This window comes from Paenibacillus sp. RC84, from assembly GCF_041260495.1.
Lineage (GTDB): Bacteria > Bacillota > Bacilli > Paenibacillales > NBRC-103111 > Paenibacillus_F.
In genome coordinates this window covers 565,821-580,983 of sequence record NZ_JBGBYL010000002.1, presented here as the reverse complement: position 1 = coordinate 580,983, position 15,163 = coordinate 565,821, and the positions used below count along the sequence as shown (strand labels likewise).

The window sequence follows — 15,163 nt, the reverse complement described above, 5'->3', positions numbered from 1 at the left end:
AGGCATGGCCCCGCCCCCGAGTTCTTCGGCAGCTCCATACAGGCAAAAACGAAGAAGCCCGCCCCGACGTCCGTTAGGACAAGGCTGGCTTCTTCTTTTCGTTTTAACGCGGCCGGTTCTATAAATCAGAAGCTCTCCGCCCGGCGAATCTGATACACGCACTTGGTCCCGCCTTTGGCCAAACATTCGGTGCGTTCGACCGGCGTTCCGAGCAGTTCCTGGAACAAGGCAAGCTCACATTGACAGGCCTGCTGGTATTGGTCCGCAACCTGGGCGATCGGGCAGTTATGTTCATTCAGAATATAATCCCCGTTCTCCCCCTGCTCCAGACTTACCATATAGCCGTTGTCGTTCTGAATCCGTGCAAGTTCGGCGACCTTCTCCGGGAAAGACTTGCCTTCCATCCGGGAGCCGTAACGCTCCGAAAGCTTGTCTTTACGCCTTTGAAAAAGCCGCGTCAGCTTCCCTTCGCCTTCTTCCGCAACCAGCTCCTCCAGAAGATCCAGAGTCAGCGCATTGTATTTCTTGGGAAATAAATCATCCGCTTCTTTCGTGAGCGAATACATATGCAAAGGCCTGCCCATTGCCTGGCGTGCCAGCTTTGATTCGATAAAACCATCTCGATCCAGCGTGTTTAAATGGCGTCTGACGGCCATCTCCGTAATCCCAAGCTCCTTGGCAAGTTCCCCTACACTGAGAGGGCCCCGGGTCCTGAGCAGAGATAACACGATTTTGCGGGTCGACAGCTCTGCGTCGCGATACATGAGAATCACCTGCCTGATGCCTAGATAGTCTCATTGTATCGTAACCTTTGGCATAAGTAAATTATGAAACATAAAAGTATAAAAACACCGGGATGCGTCTCTCCCCGAGTGTCAGATCATTTCTTTTTCGATAAAAGCTTCCACCGAACGGGTGAAATCCGGGAGAATCGCGGGCAGTTCTTTCAGCAGAGGGTGAACCCCTTCTCTGGAAAACGTATCGTACTCCTGTACGAGAGGCCTGCGAAGTTTCACCAGCGACAGCAAGGCCGCTGTCGTTTCCTCCGAAAACACTTTTTCCGTTCCCAAAATGTCGATAATGTCCTCATAGCTGCTCGCGTCTCTCATCAGAAAGCCGTCAATGATCAGGCTCCCCACGTCCGTGACGGTTTCGATCGCCAGATGAAGAACACGCTCCTGGGCCAGGTACGTGATCAGGCGCTTGTCCCCGTTTGAGAATGCCTGCTCCAGCTCGCTGCAGCCTGTCAGCAGTTCAGGTACGAAAGCGAGTCTTTGCTTGATTTGATCCACATTAACATAATACATGGCGGTTATTTCCGCCTCCTTTTCTTGCTCCATTTCGACCAGGCCAGCATAACAACGAACATAATCACGACGATTATGACCAGAAGTACGCTCTGCATCAAGTATTCCATGCTGAGCTTGGACTTCCCGCTATCTCCGGCGGCCGCTGCAATGTACATTAGATCCATCTGCGTTCCAGTACCTTTCTTGTCGGCTTGCGCCGCTTTCTTCTCTCAACTAAGTGTAGCCAACCCCCGGCGCCGCCGTCAAGCGAAGCCGCGGGCTTCAGGCAACAACTTTTGCAAGCGTTTGACGCGAGCCGTCACTTAAACCGGGCGAGGATCGCCCAACGGCGCTGTTTGCGCCTGCTGTATTTAGGCAGAGATTTGTATACGTCGACGGATTCCCGGAAAGCTTCCTTCGCTTGTTCGGTACGGCCGAGCTTGCGGTAAAGCAGCCCCAGCCGATAATAAGCTTCCACCGAAGAAGATTGTTCGTCGCGGAAACGTTCCAGCATGTCCACGGCCTGCCGGGGTTCGCTTTCCGCGAGGGCTTCGCCCATTTGCAGATAGGGATCGCCGTATTTGACGCGGGGGTTAAGCTCCAGCGCTTTTGTCATGTAAGCAAGGCCTTCTTGCAGCTGATCCGTTTTCAGCAGACACAGGCCGATTTCGTAGGAAACATCCGCCGATTCGGACATGACCGGCTCCACCTCGCGCAAATAGACAAGCGCCTCGCGGTATTTCCGTTTGTCGATCAGCAGACGCGCCAGTTCCAGCTTCGAGGAAGCGTGGTGCGGATTCGCACGCAGCTCCTGCCTCAGCTGCGAGATGCGCCGGTTCCTTTTCAAGGGCCGCAGCAGACTGGGTGAAAGACCGATAAAACGGCGGTCGATGACATACAAAAGAACGAGCAGAATGATCAATGCGAGCAGAGGACTCCGGGTGATATAGAGCAAGAGCGAAAACAGAAAAAATTTCCCAAGCAAACCTATCTCTCCTTCCGACCTTTTCTTTCCGCAACTTATCGTACCATAATTTCCAAAAAACCTCATGAAATTGTTTGTGTGACATTGTTGTGACAGCCGTCTGCGGAGGCCGGGACATTTTTCCTGAAGGAGGTGTGTGCTTCCGGCCTCTTTTTAGTATAATTAGACTCAGCATTCTCACGCAGAAAGGATTTCGGTCTGAATATGAATGAACAACAAGCGCGTAAATGGAGTGTTATGCGGCGCAAAGGTCCGGGTATGTACGTCATGCTCAACTTCGCACTCCCGGTTGGACTTGTCCTGACCGCTCTCGTCTCGCTTCTGGAATACTCGCTGACCGGCGAACTGATCGGGATCTGGCTGCCCATCCGGCTTATCGTGTTCTGCTTTATCGGGTTCTTCATCGGCATGTTCCGCTGGCAGACGGTGGACAAGAGGTATCAGCAGGTTGCGCCTAAGTACGGATTGCCCGTTCAAGTGGAAAAAGGGACTAAGTAACCTCCGGCCAAGGGCTTCCTTTTCCCGCGACGTGTCGGAATTAAAAAGATCGCTTCTTCGTCCTCCGGACGGAAAAGCGATCTTTTTTACGGGACGGGGTTCTGCGGAGAGGCCGGGAGTCGGGCATCATGCGGCATCCGTATGTGAATGATCGCCGACATGCGAGGCCTTACCGCGCGGGAACTGCGCAGTGTGAAAAGGAGTTGTGCAGCTGCACAACTCCTGAACGGCTCAAGATGCTCGGGCTCGGAATGAGGCGAGTGAGCTTGCCCAAACTCCTCGGCCTCGGGTTCCGCACGTCTCTATTACCTGAAGGGGAGTCAACCGAGATGTTTAAAAGGTCCCTTCCTCGAGTTCACGCTTGACGTCGCTGTGCTCCAGCAGCCTCGCTTCCAGCTGGTCTTTTTGCAGCTCGTAAATGTTGGTCGAACTGGAAAGCAGCTCGGCGGTAATGTCCTCGTACGCGTCATGCAAGTTGTTGTTGTACCAATCCAGCGCCAGATCGGCGTCGTTGCGATAAACCGGGCCCAGCTTGAAGGACGCCTCTCCGGCGCTGCCTGAGGACAATGCCCCATGAGGCTTTTCGAACTTGGCCAGCAGCGGCTTGTCAAAGCCCTCTACCGCAAATTCGACATCGGCTACTTTGGCGTCTTTGTGATTTGTAATGCGAGTTACTTTGGCGTGCTTGATGTAGGTCATCGCTCTCTCTCCTGTCTTTGGCATCGTATCCTTTAGCAGGTAGTATGCCCGGAGGAGCGTATTTTATCGGCTGCGAACGTTCCCGGCCCGGATCAGCCGGATTCCCGCGAAAACGGCCATGACCAGCAGCACGCCCACGCTGTCCATTCCTACGTCAATGGCGTGCCCTGTCCGTCCCGGAACGAAGCTCTGGTGCCATTCGTCGGATGCGGCATACAATACGGCCAGAAAACCGCCGGCCAGCCATGCGGTCCAGAAAGGCCTTTTCATCGCCAGCAGCGTGCGGATCCAGAGAAAAGCGAGCAGCGCGAACTCCGATACGTGGCCAGCTTTACGGATGATGAATTCGGCGAAATCATACGGCTTTTTGTACGTCACCAGCCCGCCGTCGTAAGTAAATTCCACTTGGGGAATCCACTGCCGGAGCACATCCTCCTGAACCAGTTCCCGGAAAAAAGGCCGCATATCCTGCTCCTGGTACGTCTCGGCGGATTTTGCGAAAATAAATATCATCCACACCAGCGTCACGGCCAGCCACCAGCCATACGTGCGTAAACGGGGCTTCATGTCTCTGTGCCAGCCTCCTTGCAGGAACTGTCTGAATTTGTCCCCCAACTGCGAGCAGTCGGACAATCAGGTGTCCCCGTATTCTTCTTCGTATGTTTTTTTGCGTTTTTTGGCTCCTTCGCCCGATGTCTTTCTTTGGATACTCACCAGAGCAAAAAAGTCGATAATGATGACATTGAAGTAGCCCAGCAGGAAAAACGCATTATGAAACAGCACACTGTAGGCGTCATCCGTAATACGGGCCCACCAGAGGCAGACCAAAACCGTCATCACCGTATTGAAAAGAGTCGAAATTCCAAAGGAAAGCCATAGTTTACGGGTGCGCCGCATCAGGACGATTCCCATGACCAGCGTGATTCCGAATACCAGAATCGTAAACACCCAGTAGAGCGTATTATTCGACAATAGAACCACTCCTGCCAAAAATTACGTTCCGGCGGAACGCATACTGACCTAAGGGTAGCATGAAAACGCGGCCTCTTACAACAAAGTTCCCCGGGTGAATACGTCAAAAAAAGTACTTTTTCGGGTGTCTTGGGCCGGAATAAGACTTGTCTTGCTTTGAGCCCCGGATCTATGTATAATACAAATCACGGGTATGATACGGGGCCTTAGCTCAGCTGGGAGAGCGCATCGCTGGCAGCGATGAGGTCAGGGGTTCGATCCCCCTAGGCTCCATATAAGACAAAAAAGCACTCTTCGGAGTGCTTTTTTGTTTTTTGAGCCAGCGGGGCCGGACCCCGGGGGTTCAGTCCGCGCGGACGGAACGAGTGAGTACGCTTCGGAGCTTCGCTTCGTGGAGGAGCACGGCGTCCGAATCTTCCGCTGGAATGCTGCGCCGAGTTAGCTTCGTCAGCCGTTTAGATCAAGATTTGGACATCCCCCTAGGCTCCATATAAGACAAAAAAGCACTCTTCGGAGTGCTTTTTTTGTTGTTTGAGCCAGTGGGGCCGAACCCCAGGGGTTCAGTCCGCGCGCACGGACCGAGTGAATAGGCTTCGGAGCTTTACTTCGTGGAGGAGCACGGCGTCCGAATCTTCCGCTAGAATGCTGCTTCGTGTTAGCTTCGTCAGCCGTTTAGATCAAGATTTGGACATCCCCTGGTGGATAGCCGAGTGCTTGCGAGGCATATCCCCCTAGGCTCCACCTTGACATTGGATCAATCCTGCGAGCAGTGGAGAGTCCGTAGCTAGTATAGTACACTTGAATATGATATTAAAATAGAATGATTAACATGGGGAAAGGATACAGTATGAGAAGCTATCTTATTTTTGGGGCGAGTAAGGGTCTAGGAGATGCATTTGTGAAAGGTTTGCCTGAACATGGTGATCAAGTATGGATCGTCTCTAGAAGCAGGCCGGGCAGTCTGGATCTCAATGATGGCATAAAGCGGATATGGATTGCTGCAGATCTGGCGCAGCCGGATGCCGCGCAAGTCATATCAAACGGCATTCAAACGGAGAAGATCGATGTTCTAGTTTATAACGTAGGAATTTGGGAGAAAGAAGGGTTTGAGGTTCAATATACTTTTGACAAGGATGAGACGAGTGACATTGCCAACATTATAAATGTGAATATAACTTCAACAATTACCTGCATACAGGCTGCACTGCCTAATCTTCGCAAATCAGAAGCGGGTAAAATTATTCTAATTGGCTCCACAGCAGGACTGGACCATACGAATAACAACCAGGTATCATTTGTAGCTTCCAAGTTCGGTCTGCGTGGCATTACTCATGCACTGCGAGAGCATGTTCGGAAGGATGGTATTGCGGTCACTTGTGTGAATCCGGGCGAGCTGGCAGCAGAAATTCCTTATGAGGATGGTGCGGACAAAGCGATTGCTGAATATAGCGGCACAAGAATTCCTGTACAGGATATTGTCTCAATTGTAAAATGCGTCGTCAACCTCTCTAGGGTTTCCTGTGTTAAAGAAATTCATATTCCAGCAATGACGGATTTGAATGCATAATACGGCCCAGAGTTACTTCCGTGGAGGGCACGGCGTCCGATCTTCCGCTAGAATGCTGCGCCGAGTTTAGCTTCGTCAGCCGTTTAATCAAAGACCCGGCATCCCCCTAAGCACTATATAAGACAAAAAGCACTCGCTGGAGTGCTTTTTATTGTTTTACCATCGACCGAAACCCACGGATTCAGTCCGCGCGGAAGAATCCCTAAGTGATCGTTGCTCTATTGAACCGATTTTAACGATTGAACTTCATCTTCAGATAGACCGCTCGCTTTGGCGATGACTGAAATTTGAAGCCCCAAGGCAAGCATATTTTTTGCAATTTGGACAGCCTTCTTTTTCTCTCCTTCGGCTATTCCTTCAGCCATACCTTGGGCCATGCCTTTAGCCATGCCTTTAGCCATGCCTTTTTCCGTCGCCCATTCAATCATGGAAGCTTCATCGTGCAAATACTTCTGCCGTTCTTCATATAATCGGCGGGCTTCCCGGTCCTGGCTCAGAAATTCCAACGTATCCATGGCTTTTTTCAAAGTAGGTTCATTCATTTTCAGACCTCCCAATTAGTTTTGTCCACACCCTTCAAGAACAACAGCCAGTTGATCAGACCGCCTTCAACCGGAGCAGCCTTCTCTAGGCACTCCGTAGAGCGCCTTGGTGATCGAAACTATGGAACGTTCGAAGAACTTGCTTCCTTTTCGGGAAATCGCTCCCTTTAACCCGGCTTAACCGGCGTTCCCGGCCGTCTCCCTCACCGTCAACAACCCCTCCGCGTAATCCGGATCTTCCAAAAGAGGGCGGCCGATCGCGATAACGTCCGCCAATCCGTCCTCAAGGATGCGGTCGGCAAGACTCCGGGTATAAATCTTCCCGACGGCAATGACCGGAATTTCGAAGTGCTGCTTGATCGCTGCCGCATGAGGCAGCTGATACGCGGTGTATACGTCGCTGGGCTGCACCGGGAGAACCCCGCCCGAAGACACATGGATAGCGTCCAGTTCGGACTCAAGGGGCTTTAACATGCGTGCCCATTCCTCAGGGATCAGTCCGCCCTCGCTGTAGTCGGTGGCCGAAATCCGAACGATGACCGGATAGTTTCTGCCCACTTCTCCTCTTACCGCGGCAAGAACCTCCTTCAAAAACCTCGCTCTGTTCTCGGAACTTCCTCCATAGGCATCGGTCCGCACATTCGACAGAGGCGATAAAAACTGGTGAATCAAAAACCCATGCGCCGCGTGAAGCTCAATTCCGTCAAATCCCGCTTCTACACTGCGCCTTGCCGCCATACGGTACTCCTGGATGATGTTATGAATGCCCTCTGCCGACAGTTCTTGCGGCATGCCGTATTGATCGTCGAATGCAATCGCACTCGGCGCAACCAATGTAGCCGTAACCTCCGGCGAAGATTTTCTTCCCCCGTGGGACAATTGGATAAAGACCGGGGTATCGTGCGCATGGACGGCATCCGTCACTTTCCGCAGCGCCTCCACGTGCCGGTCCGTATAGATGCCGATATCGTTTGCCCACAGTCTTCCATTCGAAGAAACTGCCGTCGATTCCAAAACGATAAGTCCCACATGCTTCGCTCTGCGCCCGTAATGCTCGATGTGGTGTCCGGCTGCAAATGCTTCGGGGGTTCCTTTATACTGCTGCAGCGGCGCCATGATCAGCCGGTTTTTTAATGTGATTCCGCCGATAGTTATCGGGTCATTTAAGGTCTTTGTCATCTCTCATTCTCCTTCGCAATTGATTAATGACATTTTATAATGAAATTCACCCGGGTCACATAGTATTATTAAGGAACATCAGTTTGAATAACTAAGTTATCAAGTTATATGCTTTCCATTCCCTTTAATAATGAGGTGCTTCTTCCATGGATCAAATCGACTCGAAAATTTTATCTTTGATGCACGAAAATGCCCGGATCCCCGTCTCCGAGATGAGCCGGAAGATCGCAATGTCACAGCCGGCCGTAACCGAAAGACTGCGGAAATTAGAAGAGCAGGGAGTTATTACGGGCTACCGCGCAAAGCTTTCTCCCCCGAAGCTCGGCAAGCAGACCACGGCGTTTGTTTTGTTCAAAACGACCGATTGCAAAGGCTTCGCCGCTTTCAGCGAAAAATCTCCTGAGATCGTCGATCTCTATAGGATCAGCGGGGAGTATAACTTTTTAATGAAAGTGCTGAGCGAAACGACGGAATCGTTGACCGGTTTTCTCGATGAATGCAGCGCTTTCGGCTTTTCAACGACTTTAATTGTGCTTTCGACCGCATTTGAGGATAAAAGTCTAGTAAAGAGCGACCTGTAATGCTGCGCTAAACGCCAGAAAAGAGGAAGGATTGCCTTCACCCGGGCAAAATTTTTTTATAGCTGTTTTCGGCCTTGCAGCAATGCCCGTGTGCCTTTATAATGGTCGGGTAAAAGGAGGTCGGTACAAATGGCAAATCAATTTGCCGGTACAAGAAGCGGCTCATGCGAAGCCTGATTATGGGGCGATACTTTGCATGGGCGGACGGTTCACGATAACATAGTCGCCCGGAATAGCTAATATCGTTTCTAATAATGGGCTTTGCGCTTATTTTTTAGTTTGGACAAAAAATAAGGGGCTGAGAGCATGATTCAACCATTCATTAGAAACCATCAATATAATGTCATTAAAAAGCAGAGCCTTCTGCTTCAGAAAACCCACGAAACCGTTTCCGACCCGAAAGTCGTGGAATCGGTAAAAGCCAGCGCTCCGTTCAAACTGCTTGAAGCATTTCCGGACGCAGACGGCTTTCAAAAACAACTGCTGGAGAAGATTTCGGGATTGCGCACCGCAGAAGACTTCAAGCTTTTTCCGGAATCGCTGGAATCTTACTTGGCGCCGTTCCCGGCACTGACGGGAAAGCAGCTCGCCAAACTTTTTCCGAAGAATAAGAAACTGAAGATTCCCGACCTGTCCGAAATCGACTACCGCTATGTCACTTATCTGGGCTGGACCGACATCGCGACGAATAAATTGTTTCTCGTCTACCCGTTGAACGGGAAACTGATCGGCATCGAAGGACGATATACACCGGCGAACAAAGGCGTTTGCTTTCTGTGCAACAAGCACGAAGAAGTCGCGCTGTTTACCGCGGTCACGAAATCAAGACCGGCCAAGGCCTCTTCCGATTACTACAAGGCGATCGGGAACTATCTGTGTGTAGACAGTACCGTCTGCAACCAGAACATCACGAATGTCACTACCCTCGACAAATTTGTCCGTGAGGTAGTTGGATATACTGAATCTTAACCTAGTCCTCCTGTCCATTTTGATCGTCTTGTTCTTAAGCATCCTGAAGGAAGCGTAAAGACACGCAAGAAGGAATAAACATCCGGAGCCCGCCCTGTTGGCGGGCTCTTGGCGTTTGGGAAGGAAAAACGGTCCGAAGCCCGCGGAATGCTTGCCAATATGGCGTTTCTTTCGCAGGAACGCCATCGCTACCCGGATAAGTAAGAAAGTTAAGTCTCTCTCCTCTTTTATTGAGAATCATTTTCAATTATACTATTGGAAAGCTGCGCCTCAGAGGAGACCCGTCATGAAATTCGATGAACAAGTGGCCATATGGAATCAAACCGCAATTAAAATTTTCGATATCAGACACACGGTTATGAATCCGGGAGAACGGCTGGAGGATTACCGCCTGCCTGCAAGCGCATATATATACGGAACCCGGGGGGCCGCGAATCTTCAGTTGGATGGCGTCGTTCACCGGACACGGCAATATTATTTGCTTCACGGTGCCAAAGGAATGAATTTGGAGATCGAAGCAAAGGAAGAATATGAATTTTACCTGCTTTTCTACAAAGCTAAGCTAGCGTTCACAAACTGGAGAAAATTAAGGGATTGGCTGGAGCAGAGGAGCCCGTTCGAAATCCAGTACGGATTCGAGCCTGACGAACCGCGTACCCTGTTCATTTTAATGTCGTCGATGAAGCGGACATTGAAAAGTTCCGGCAGCCTTGGAAGTTTACAAATTAAAGGAATGTTTTATCAATTTGTTCATGAAGTCATGCATCATAGGATTGCGGCCGAGTCCGACAACGGTCAGAAAGATCTCGTGTCCATGGTAACCCAGTACCTTCATACTCATTACCATGAGGTAATTTCTCTAGATCTCCTTGCCCGTCAGTACAAATACAGTCCCCGCTATCTGTCCATGAAATTCAAACAACAAACCGGAACGAGTCCGATCGAGTATTTGATTCAATACCGCATTAACGAAGCCAGGAAGCTGCTCTCGGAGACAGATGAGACTTTGGGGGTAATTGCGGAACACGTAGGGTATTCAGACGAGTACTACTTCAGCCGGCTGTTCAAGAAATACACGGGTTTGTCTCCCTCTCGTTATCAGGAACAGGCAAGATAATCCATCGGCCATTTCCAGATCGTCCATTGGCCTGCTCAACTTACGCCGTTATAGTGATAATGATAATCATTGCCATTATAGCGACGGAGGCTTTCTTACTATGAAAAGAATAAAAAAATCATCATTGATCCTCGGAACACTGATCAGCTTGACATTACTGCTTAGCGCTTGCTCGGGAGGGGTAAACCCGGCATCCAATTCCTCTGCATCAACGACGAATGTATCGGCATCCGCTTCCCCTTATCCCGATAAGATAAGTACGGAGACTCGCACCGTTTCAACGGTTAAAGGAGATGTAGTCGTTCCGGCGGAGCCCAAACGTGTCGTTGTTTTGTACATGCTGGGCGATGTCGTTGCCCTCGGGGTTAATCCGGTCGGCATATCCGAAATATATGACGGGGCCGCTTTTTCAGAGCAATTAAAGGGTGTACAATCGCTGGGCCACTGGGACGAAGCCAACCCCGAAGCCGTGTTGTCCCTCGAACCGGATCTGATTATCGTCTCCTCTGAAAACAGCTACAAAAAATTAAAGGATATCGCCCCAACTGTTTTCATCCCCGCAGACCAGATAACAACAGAGGCACGGATACAAAAGCTCGGGGAAATTTTCGGCAAAAAGAAAGAAGCCGATCAGTTTATGGAGGCGTTTAACGACAAGGTTAAGGCAAGCAGGGAGAAACTTCAGGCAGCCGGAATTCTGGATAAGACTGTATCCATCGTAGAGGGCGAGAGAAAAGGGATGATGGTTATTGAAAGCAAGCATTACGGGCGCGGTTCTCAAATTGTCTACGATTATTTGGGGATGAAAGCTCCGGAGATCATCCAGAAGAAAATCGATCTTGCGAAAGACGTGGAAAGCGAAACGGTCTCTCTGGAAGTGATTCCTCAATATATCGGAGATTTCGTGCTGCGCAGCACCTGGGAAGGAATGGACAATCTTATGGATCACCCGGTCTGGAACAGAATTCCCGCCGTTAAAGCCGGCCGTATAATCGAAGCGCCGTTCGGCTTGTTTTATTACACCGACCTTTACTCGCTGAGCGCTCAACTGGATTATGTCACGAACAGCCTGCTGAACAATGCTTCAAAATTTTGATCGACCCCTGGACCCCGGGTTACGGCTTCTGGTGTCCTCGTCCATTACGGGAAAAAGCGCGACGCCGCGCTGCAAGCGGATCACGACTGTAAGCTAGCCGCGCTCCAGATTCTCCACATAATCTTTGGCTTCCTTCAATCCGATCCCGTGTGCCGCTCTCACTATTTTGATCGCTTTGATTTTTTCGCCTTGTGCAAGCAAGTGATGCACTCTTTCGTCAAGGAGAGGCCTCTGCTCGGAAGCGGGCTTATCGGACCGGGCGGCCGTCGACGGCTTTAACCGGTTTATCATCTGGCCTTCCGCCCGTCCTTTCAGCCACTCCAGATCGGATTGGATGGCGTTGACCCGGCTTTGAAGGCTGAATACTTTAATCAGCAGCAGCAGTGCGAGAACGAGCGCCCCGATCGCTATCATTTCAATCGTTTCCATGGAATCATGCTCCTTTCGCCAGGGGCCGGTTTTGGATCACCTGCCCATATATATGAAAAGTATACCATATCACCTCGGGAGATCTCACAGCGGCTTTCGGCTTTCGGCATTCTTCCTGACCGGTCCCTTCCTTGTTGACGCGGCTTCAATGCTTTACAATGGAAACAAAAAAGACCTAAAGGGGAATTTGAAGATGGTCCAAGTGGACATGCCTTCCATCCTGCTACTCGGTTTGGCCCTTCTCGGGCTGCTCAGCAGCAATTCGACCGTTACGATTGCCATGCTCGTTCTCCTGCTCTTGCGGGTGATGAATGTACATCAAGCCTTTCCCTTTTTGGAAAAATACGGACTTATAATCGGCGTCGTCATTTTGACTATTGGGGTCATGACGCCGATTGCCAGCGGCAAAATGCCCGTCCAGACCATTTTCCAGTCCTTTATGCACTGGAAATCGCTTTTGGCCGTGCTGATCGGCATCACCGTTGCTTACCTGGGCGGCCGGGGCGCCCTACTCATGACGAACCAGCCGAATGTGGTAGCCGGACTGCTTATCGGCACCGTGCTCGGCGTTGCCCTGTTCCGCGGCGTTCCCGTCGGCCCTCTGATTGCGGCCGGGCTGCTCTCTCTTCTCATCGGCAAAGGCTGAGCCGTTACCGACGGACCGCCGACTCCAAACGCAAAAAACTGCCCTTCATAAAGGGGCAGTTTTTTGCGTTTATATGGGAACACCGCAAGGAGTAAGTTTATACTCGCGATGGGGTTTTCGCAAACTGAGCGGCTGTTTCCGCAGCTCTTGTTTTGGCGCCCTGCACAAGCTCTTCCGCTTTGTCCGGGTAAGCCGCGATGCCTTCCACATAGACATGCTCGTAGTCCGTGATCCCGATGAACGCCATAATTCCGCGCAGATATTTGTCGGTAAATTCAAAGTCCGCTGCCGGCCCTTCGGAATATATGCCTCCGCGCGCCTGGATATGAACGACTTTTTTGCCGGTCATGAGCCCTTCGGGTCCGTTCGCGGTATAACGGAACGTTTTTCCCGCAATCGCGATGTTGTCGATGTAAGCTTTCAGCATCGGCGGGTAACTCAGGTTCCACATCGGAGTGACGAATACGTAGCCGTCGGCCGACAAAAACTGCTCCAGCACTTCATTCATCCGGTTGATGGCAGCGGCTTCCGTTTCGTTCAGCGCTTCACCGGCACGCAGCTTATCCCAGCCGTTCAGGACATCGGCGTCAATAAGGGGAATATGCTCTTCGTACACATCTACGCGTTCCACTTGAAGACCCGGATTTTCTTTCGACACCGCCTCCAGAAAATGCTCCCCGACCTGAAGACCGAAAGAACGGTCCACCCCTCTTGGATTCGCCGTGATATATAATAATTTGTTCATTTTGATTTCCTCCTAGTCGGATTTCGAATATTTATATCAGCTAACTTGTATTCAACAACTTACTTTATGTAAGTATATTATCACGGCTACTTTATTTTGTAAAGCAGCTATATAATTTTTTTGATTCGATGCACACAAAAAACCGCCGGAATCCGGCGGATCTTAGGCTCCGATAAGGTTCTACTCCGGCATCACCCAAATGATTTGGGCCGTCCGGATAAAAAATTTCTTTCCGTCCTCCTGAACCACGACATGATCCGGTTTCACGTCCGTCAGAACACCCCGGTTGCTGCCGCGGACCGTTTCTACCACGACGCCTCTGCCGACAATCCTTTTGAGCGTCTGATACACATAGGGATCGATGCTGAAAAAAGGCTGCGGCACCGCGACCGGTACGCCTCCGCCTCCGTAAGGGACGCCCGCCTCAAGGGCGCCGTAGCCCCCCGGCTCCGCTCCTCCGCCGACCGATCCGAAGCCTCCTTGAGGGAAAGGCGCGAAACCTCCGCCACCCGGTTGAAAACCGGGAGGGAAGCCCCCCTGTCCGGACCAGCCGTCGGCTGAGCCGAAGCTCCCCGGATAAGCTCCCGGCGGCGGAAAAGCGCCGGTCAGCCCTCCCGGCGGCTGACCCTGATTGCCCGGGGGTTGATTGACCCCGCCGCCGAACGGAGACCCCGGTTGGAGCGGATACCCCGGCAGCTGCGCCTGCCCCTGCGTCACTTTCGTGTAATCGGGAACTTCGGGTTTCCCGAACCCCCACGGGACTCCCTGCCCGTTTCCTTGCGTACTCGACATATCGTCGCCTCCTTTGGCCGTTCCACCCTGAAACATATGGCGGCGGATGCGAAGATATGCCTGTTGTCTTCCGGCTGTTTTCGTCGGCTGCGCGGCATATGCCTGTATTCGGGCCTTTTACCGCGACTATACGGCAAAAAGGCTTTCCTCTTTTAAAGAAGAAAGCCCTGCAAGCTTGTCCCGGCCTCTAACCGTCCGGTTTCAATGCGCTCAAATTCGTTTTGCCTAGAATTTGCTCCAGTTCCTTCAGGAACATGTTGATATCTTTAAACTGCCTGTACACGGACGCAAAGCGGATATAGGCCACTTCGTCGACCGGATAAAGCTGCTCCATCACGAGTTCTCCGATCCTCATGCTGTCCACTTCCGCGTGAGCCATGTTGCGGACCTGCATTTCAACCTCGGAGACAATTTGCTCCAGCCGGTCCACGGACACCGGACGTTTCTCGCAGGCTCGGATTAACCCGCGCAAAATTTTGTCGCGGTTAAATTCCTCGCGGCTGCCGTCTTTTTTGATGACGATAAGAGGCGTTTCCTCCACCATCTCGAACGTCGTAAACCGCCGCTGGCACTTCTCGCATTCTCTGCGCCGGCGGATCGATTTGTTGTCGTTAGCCGAACGGGAGTCCAGTACTTTCGTGCCGTTGTGCTCGCAAAACGGGCATTTCATTGGGGATTCCTCCTCTCGTCCGTTCTTTATTTTTTCTCCCAAATGTTGCTTGTTATCAAGCTTACAAAAACGCACATAATAGTTCTACCGACGACAAGGAGGTGAACAGAAATGGGTGCAGGACAATCTCGCAGCAGCAACGTACTGGTTGTTCCACAAGCTAACCAAGCTTTGGATCAGCTGAAATATGAAGTTGCCCAAGAGCTGGGTATTGCGATTCCTCAAGACGGTTACTACGGTAACATGGCTACTCGCGACACGGGTGCTATCGGGGGTCACATTACTCGTAGACTGGTGCAAATCGCCGAACAACAACTGGCCGGTCAAGGCCAATCCCGCTAACTTCTAGCGGAAACCAAGCAACACATGGAAGTATCGGATCCGGCG

20 protein-coding genes, 1 tRNA gene and 1 pseudogene are annotated in these 15,163 nt (G+C 51.3%); 9 read left to right on the top strand and 13 right to left on the bottom strand.

What is annotated here, in order from left to right; all coding sequences use genetic code 11:
* Positions 1 to 125 precede the first annotated feature (125 nt).
* The 4 genes from ABH899_RS06380 to ABH899_RS06365 form a co-directional block, all read right to left on the bottom strand.
* Positions 126 to 764 (bottom strand): helix-turn-helix transcriptional regulator, encoded by a 639-nt coding sequence (locus ABH899_RS06380; RefSeq protein ID WP_009671457.1) that lies wholly within the window; start codon positions 762 to 764, stop codon positions 126 to 128.
* A gap of 111 nt (positions 765 to 875) precedes the next feature.
* A complete protein-coding gene (locus ABH899_RS06375; protein WP_009671461.1) occupies positions 876 to 1,307 on the bottom strand; it encodes a DUF86 domain-containing protein in 432 nt (143 codons plus the stop codon).
* Positions 1,308 to 1,312: 5 nt separating this feature from the next.
* Positions 1,313 to 1,465 (bottom strand): hypothetical protein, encoded by a 153-nt coding sequence (locus ABH899_RS06370; protein ID WP_217560172.1) that lies wholly within the window; start codon positions 1,463 to 1,465, stop codon positions 1,313 to 1,315.
* 143 nt (positions 1,466 to 1,608) lie between these two features.
* Positions 1,609 to 2,274 (bottom strand): tetratricopeptide repeat protein, encoded by a 666-nt coding sequence (locus ABH899_RS06365; protein WP_009671460.1) that lies wholly within the window; start codon positions 2,272 to 2,274, stop codon positions 1,609 to 1,611.
* A gap of 204 nt (positions 2,275 to 2,478) precedes the next feature.
* Between ABH899_RS06365 and ABH899_RS06360 the strand changes: the two genes are divergently transcribed.
* A complete protein-coding gene (locus tag ABH899_RS06360; protein ID WP_009671468.1) occupies positions 2,479 to 2,772 on the top strand; it encodes a hypothetical protein in 294 nt (97 codons plus the stop codon).
* 333 nt (positions 2,773 to 3,105) lie between these two features.
* Here ABH899_RS06360 and ABH899_RS06355 read toward each other — a convergent pair whose 3' ends face one another.
* The 3 genes from ABH899_RS06355 to ABH899_RS06345 all read right to left on the bottom strand — a co-directional run bounded on the left by ABH899_RS06355 (position 3,106) and on the right by ABH899_RS06345 (position 4,452).
* Positions 3,106 to 3,471, bottom strand: coding sequence for a hypothetical protein (locus ABH899_RS06355; protein WP_369994917.1), 366 nt, complete (start codon positions 3,469 to 3,471; stop codon positions 3,106 to 3,108).
* Between the two features lie 63 nt (positions 3,472 to 3,534).
* Positions 3,535 to 4,038: a VanZ family protein gene (locus tag ABH899_RS06350; protein WP_369994915.1), complete on the bottom strand. Its 504-nt coding sequence runs from the start codon at positions 4,036 to 4,038 to the stop codon at positions 3,535 to 3,537.
* A gap of 66 nt (positions 4,039 to 4,104) precedes the next feature.
* Positions 4,105 to 4,452, bottom strand: a complete 348-nt coding sequence (locus tag ABH899_RS06345) for a hypothetical protein (protein ID WP_231392164.1) — start codon at positions 4,450 to 4,452, stop codon at positions 4,105 to 4,107.
* A gap of 191 nt (positions 4,453 to 4,643) precedes the next feature.
* On the opposite strand from ABH899_RS06345, the gene ABH899_RS06340 reads away from it, so the two are divergent.
* Positions 4,644 to 4,716: transfer RNA gene (locus tag ABH899_RS06340), tRNA-Ala, on the top strand.
* A gap of 574 nt (positions 4,717 to 5,290) precedes the next feature.
* Positions 5,291 to 6,010: an SDR family NAD(P)-dependent oxidoreductase gene (locus ABH899_RS06335; RefSeq protein WP_369994914.1), complete on the top strand. Its 720-nt coding sequence runs from the start codon at positions 5,291 to 5,293 to the stop codon at positions 6,008 to 6,010.
* Between the two features lie 218 nt (positions 6,011 to 6,228).
* Here the strand turns inward: ABH899_RS06335 and ABH899_RS06330 are convergent.
* Together ABH899_RS06330 and ABH899_RS06325 are read right to left on the bottom strand one after the other, a co-directional pair.
* Positions 6,229 to 6,638, bottom strand: a pseudogene (locus ABH899_RS06330) (Rpn family recombination-promoting nuclease/putative transposase); the annotation flags it as partial.
* A 91-nt stretch (positions 6,639 to 6,729) separates the two neighbouring features.
* Positions 6,730 to 7,731 (bottom strand): oxidoreductase, encoded by a 1,002-nt coding sequence (locus tag ABH899_RS06325; protein ID WP_369994912.1) that lies wholly within the window; start codon positions 7,729 to 7,731, stop codon positions 6,730 to 6,732.
* Between the two features lie 146 nt (positions 7,732 to 7,877).
* Between ABH899_RS06325 and ABH899_RS06320 the strand changes: the two genes are divergently transcribed.
* From ABH899_RS06320 to ABH899_RS06305, 4 genes are all read left to right on the top strand, one after another.
* Positions 7,878 to 8,312, top strand: coding sequence for an Lrp/AsnC family transcriptional regulator (locus ABH899_RS06320; RefSeq protein WP_369994909.1), 435 nt, complete (start codon positions 7,878 to 7,880; stop codon positions 8,310 to 8,312).
* 306 nt (positions 8,313 to 8,618) lie between these two features.
* A complete protein-coding gene (locus ABH899_RS06315; RefSeq protein ID WP_369994907.1) occupies positions 8,619 to 9,281 on the top strand; it encodes a FusB/FusC family EF-G-binding protein in 663 nt (220 codons plus the stop codon).
* 286 nt (positions 9,282 to 9,567) lie between these two features.
* Complete coding sequence (locus tag ABH899_RS06310) at positions 9,568 to 10,398, top strand: helix-turn-helix domain-containing protein (protein WP_369994905.1); 831 nt, start codon at positions 9,568 to 9,570, stop codon at positions 10,396 to 10,398.
* A gap of 100 nt (positions 10,399 to 10,498) precedes the next feature.
* Positions 10,499 to 11,494 (top strand): ABC transporter substrate-binding protein, encoded by a 996-nt coding sequence (locus ABH899_RS06305; RefSeq protein WP_369994902.1) that lies wholly within the window; start codon positions 10,499 to 10,501, stop codon positions 11,492 to 11,494.
* Positions 11,495 to 11,587: 93 nt separating this feature from the next.
* Here the strand turns inward: ABH899_RS06305 and ABH899_RS06300 are convergent, their stop codons facing one another.
* Positions 11,588 to 11,923 (bottom strand): ribosomal protein L7/L12, encoded by a 336-nt coding sequence (locus ABH899_RS06300; protein WP_369994899.1) that lies wholly within the window; start codon positions 11,921 to 11,923, stop codon positions 11,588 to 11,590.
* Positions 11,924 to 12,116: 193 nt separating this feature from the next.
* On the opposite strand from ABH899_RS06300, the gene ABH899_RS06295 reads away from it, so the two are divergent.
* Positions 12,117 to 12,569 carry a DUF441 domain-containing protein gene (locus ABH899_RS06295; RefSeq protein ID WP_369994897.1) on the top strand — a complete coding sequence of 151 codons (453 nt, stop codon included), beginning with the start codon at positions 12,117 to 12,119 and terminating at the stop codon, positions 12,567 to 12,569.
* 97 nt (positions 12,570 to 12,666) lie between these two features.
* Here ABH899_RS06295 and ABH899_RS06290 read toward each other — a convergent pair whose 3' ends face one another.
* From ABH899_RS06290 to nrdR, 3 genes are all read right to left on the bottom strand, one after another.
* Positions 12,667 to 13,314: an FMN-dependent NADH-azoreductase gene (locus ABH899_RS06290; protein ID WP_369994896.1), complete on the bottom strand. Its 648-nt coding sequence runs from the start codon at positions 13,312 to 13,314 to the stop codon at positions 12,667 to 12,669.
* Positions 13,315 to 13,494: 180 nt separating this feature from the next.
* Positions 13,495 to 14,106: a YuzF family protein gene (locus ABH899_RS06285; RefSeq protein ID WP_369994893.1), complete on the bottom strand. Its 612-nt coding sequence runs from the start codon at positions 14,104 to 14,106 to the stop codon at positions 13,495 to 13,497.
* 187 nt (positions 14,107 to 14,293) lie between these two features.
* A complete protein-coding gene (gene nrdR, locus ABH899_RS06280) occupies positions 14,294 to 14,776 on the bottom strand; it encodes a transcriptional regulator NrdR (RefSeq protein WP_326056208.1) in 483 nt (160 codons plus the stop codon).
* A gap of 111 nt (positions 14,777 to 14,887) precedes the next feature.
* Between nrdR and ABH899_RS06275 the strand changes: the two genes are divergently transcribed.
* On the top strand, positions 14,888 to 15,118 hold the full coding sequence (locus ABH899_RS06275; RefSeq protein WP_009671472.1) for an alpha/beta-type small acid-soluble spore protein: 231 nt from the start codon (positions 14,888 to 14,890) through the stop codon (positions 15,116 to 15,118).
* The last annotated feature ends 45 nt before the right edge of the window (positions 15,119 to 15,163 follow it).

Excerpts from the sequence above, each read along its gene's own strand:
- ABH899_RS06295 (WP_369994897.1), top strand. The coding sequence starts at position 12,117 with ATGGTCCAAGTGGACATGCCTTCCATCCTGCTACTCGGTTTGGCCCTT.
- ABH899_RS06335 (WP_369994914.1), top strand. The coding sequence starts at position 5,291 with ATGAGAAGCTATCTTATTTTTGGGGCGAGTAAGGGTCTAGGAGATGCA.
- ABH899_RS06375 (WP_009671461.1), bottom strand. The coding sequence starts at position 1,307 with ATGTATTATGTTAATGTGGATCAAATCAAGCAAAGACTCGCTTTCGTA.
- ABH899_RS06310 (WP_369994905.1), top strand. The coding sequence starts at position 9,568 with ATGAAATTCGATGAACAAGTGGCCATATGGAATCAAACCGCAATTAAA.
- ABH899_RS06315 (WP_369994907.1), top strand. The coding sequence starts at position 8,619 with ATGATTCAACCATTCATTAGAAACCATCAATATAATGTCATTAAAAAG.
- ABH899_RS06290 (WP_369994896.1), bottom strand. The coding sequence starts at position 13,314 with ATGAACAAATTATTATATATCACGGCGAATCCAAGAGGGGTGGACCGT.
- ABH899_RS06325 (WP_369994912.1), bottom strand. The coding sequence starts at position 7,731 with ATGACAAAGACCTTAAATGACCCGATAACTATCGGCGGAATCACATTA.
- ABH899_RS06275 (WP_009671472.1), top strand. The coding sequence starts at position 14,888 with ATGGGTGCAGGACAATCTCGCAGCAGCAACGTACTGGTTGTTCCACAA.
- ABH899_RS06320 (WP_369994909.1), top strand. The coding sequence starts at position 7,878 with ATGGATCAAATCGACTCGAAAATTTTATCTTTGATGCACGAAAATGCC.
- nrdR (WP_326056208.1), bottom strand. The coding sequence starts at position 14,776 with ATGAAATGCCCGTTTTGCGAGCACAACGGCACGAAAGTACTGGACTCC.
- ABH899_RS06285 (WP_369994893.1), bottom strand. The coding sequence starts at position 14,106 with ATGTCGAGTACGCAAGGAAACGGGCAGGGAGTCCCGTGGGGGTTCGGG.
- ABH899_RS06370 (WP_217560172.1), bottom strand. The coding sequence starts at position 1,465 with ATGTACATTGCAGCGGCCGCCGGAGATAGCGGGAAGTCCAAGCTCAGC.
- ABH899_RS06355 (WP_369994917.1), bottom strand. The coding sequence starts at position 3,471 with ATGACCTACATCAAGCACGCCAAAGTAACTCGCATTACAAATCACAAA.
- ABH899_RS06380 (WP_009671457.1), bottom strand. The coding sequence starts at position 764 with ATGTATCGCGACGCAGAGCTGTCGACCCGCAAAATCGTGTTATCTCTG.
- ABH899_RS06360 (WP_009671468.1), top strand. The coding sequence starts at position 2,479 with ATGAATGAACAACAAGCGCGTAAATGGAGTGTTATGCGGCGCAAAGGT.
- ABH899_RS06305 (WP_369994902.1), top strand. The coding sequence starts at position 10,499 with ATGAAAAGAATAAAAAAATCATCATTGATCCTCGGAACACTGATCAGC.
- ABH899_RS06300 (WP_369994899.1), bottom strand. The coding sequence starts at position 11,923 with ATGGAAACGATTGAAATGATAGCGATCGGGGCGCTCGTTCTCGCACTG.
- ABH899_RS06350 (WP_369994915.1), bottom strand. The coding sequence starts at position 4,038 with ATGAAGCCCCGTTTACGCACGTATGGCTGGTGGCTGGCCGTGACGCTG.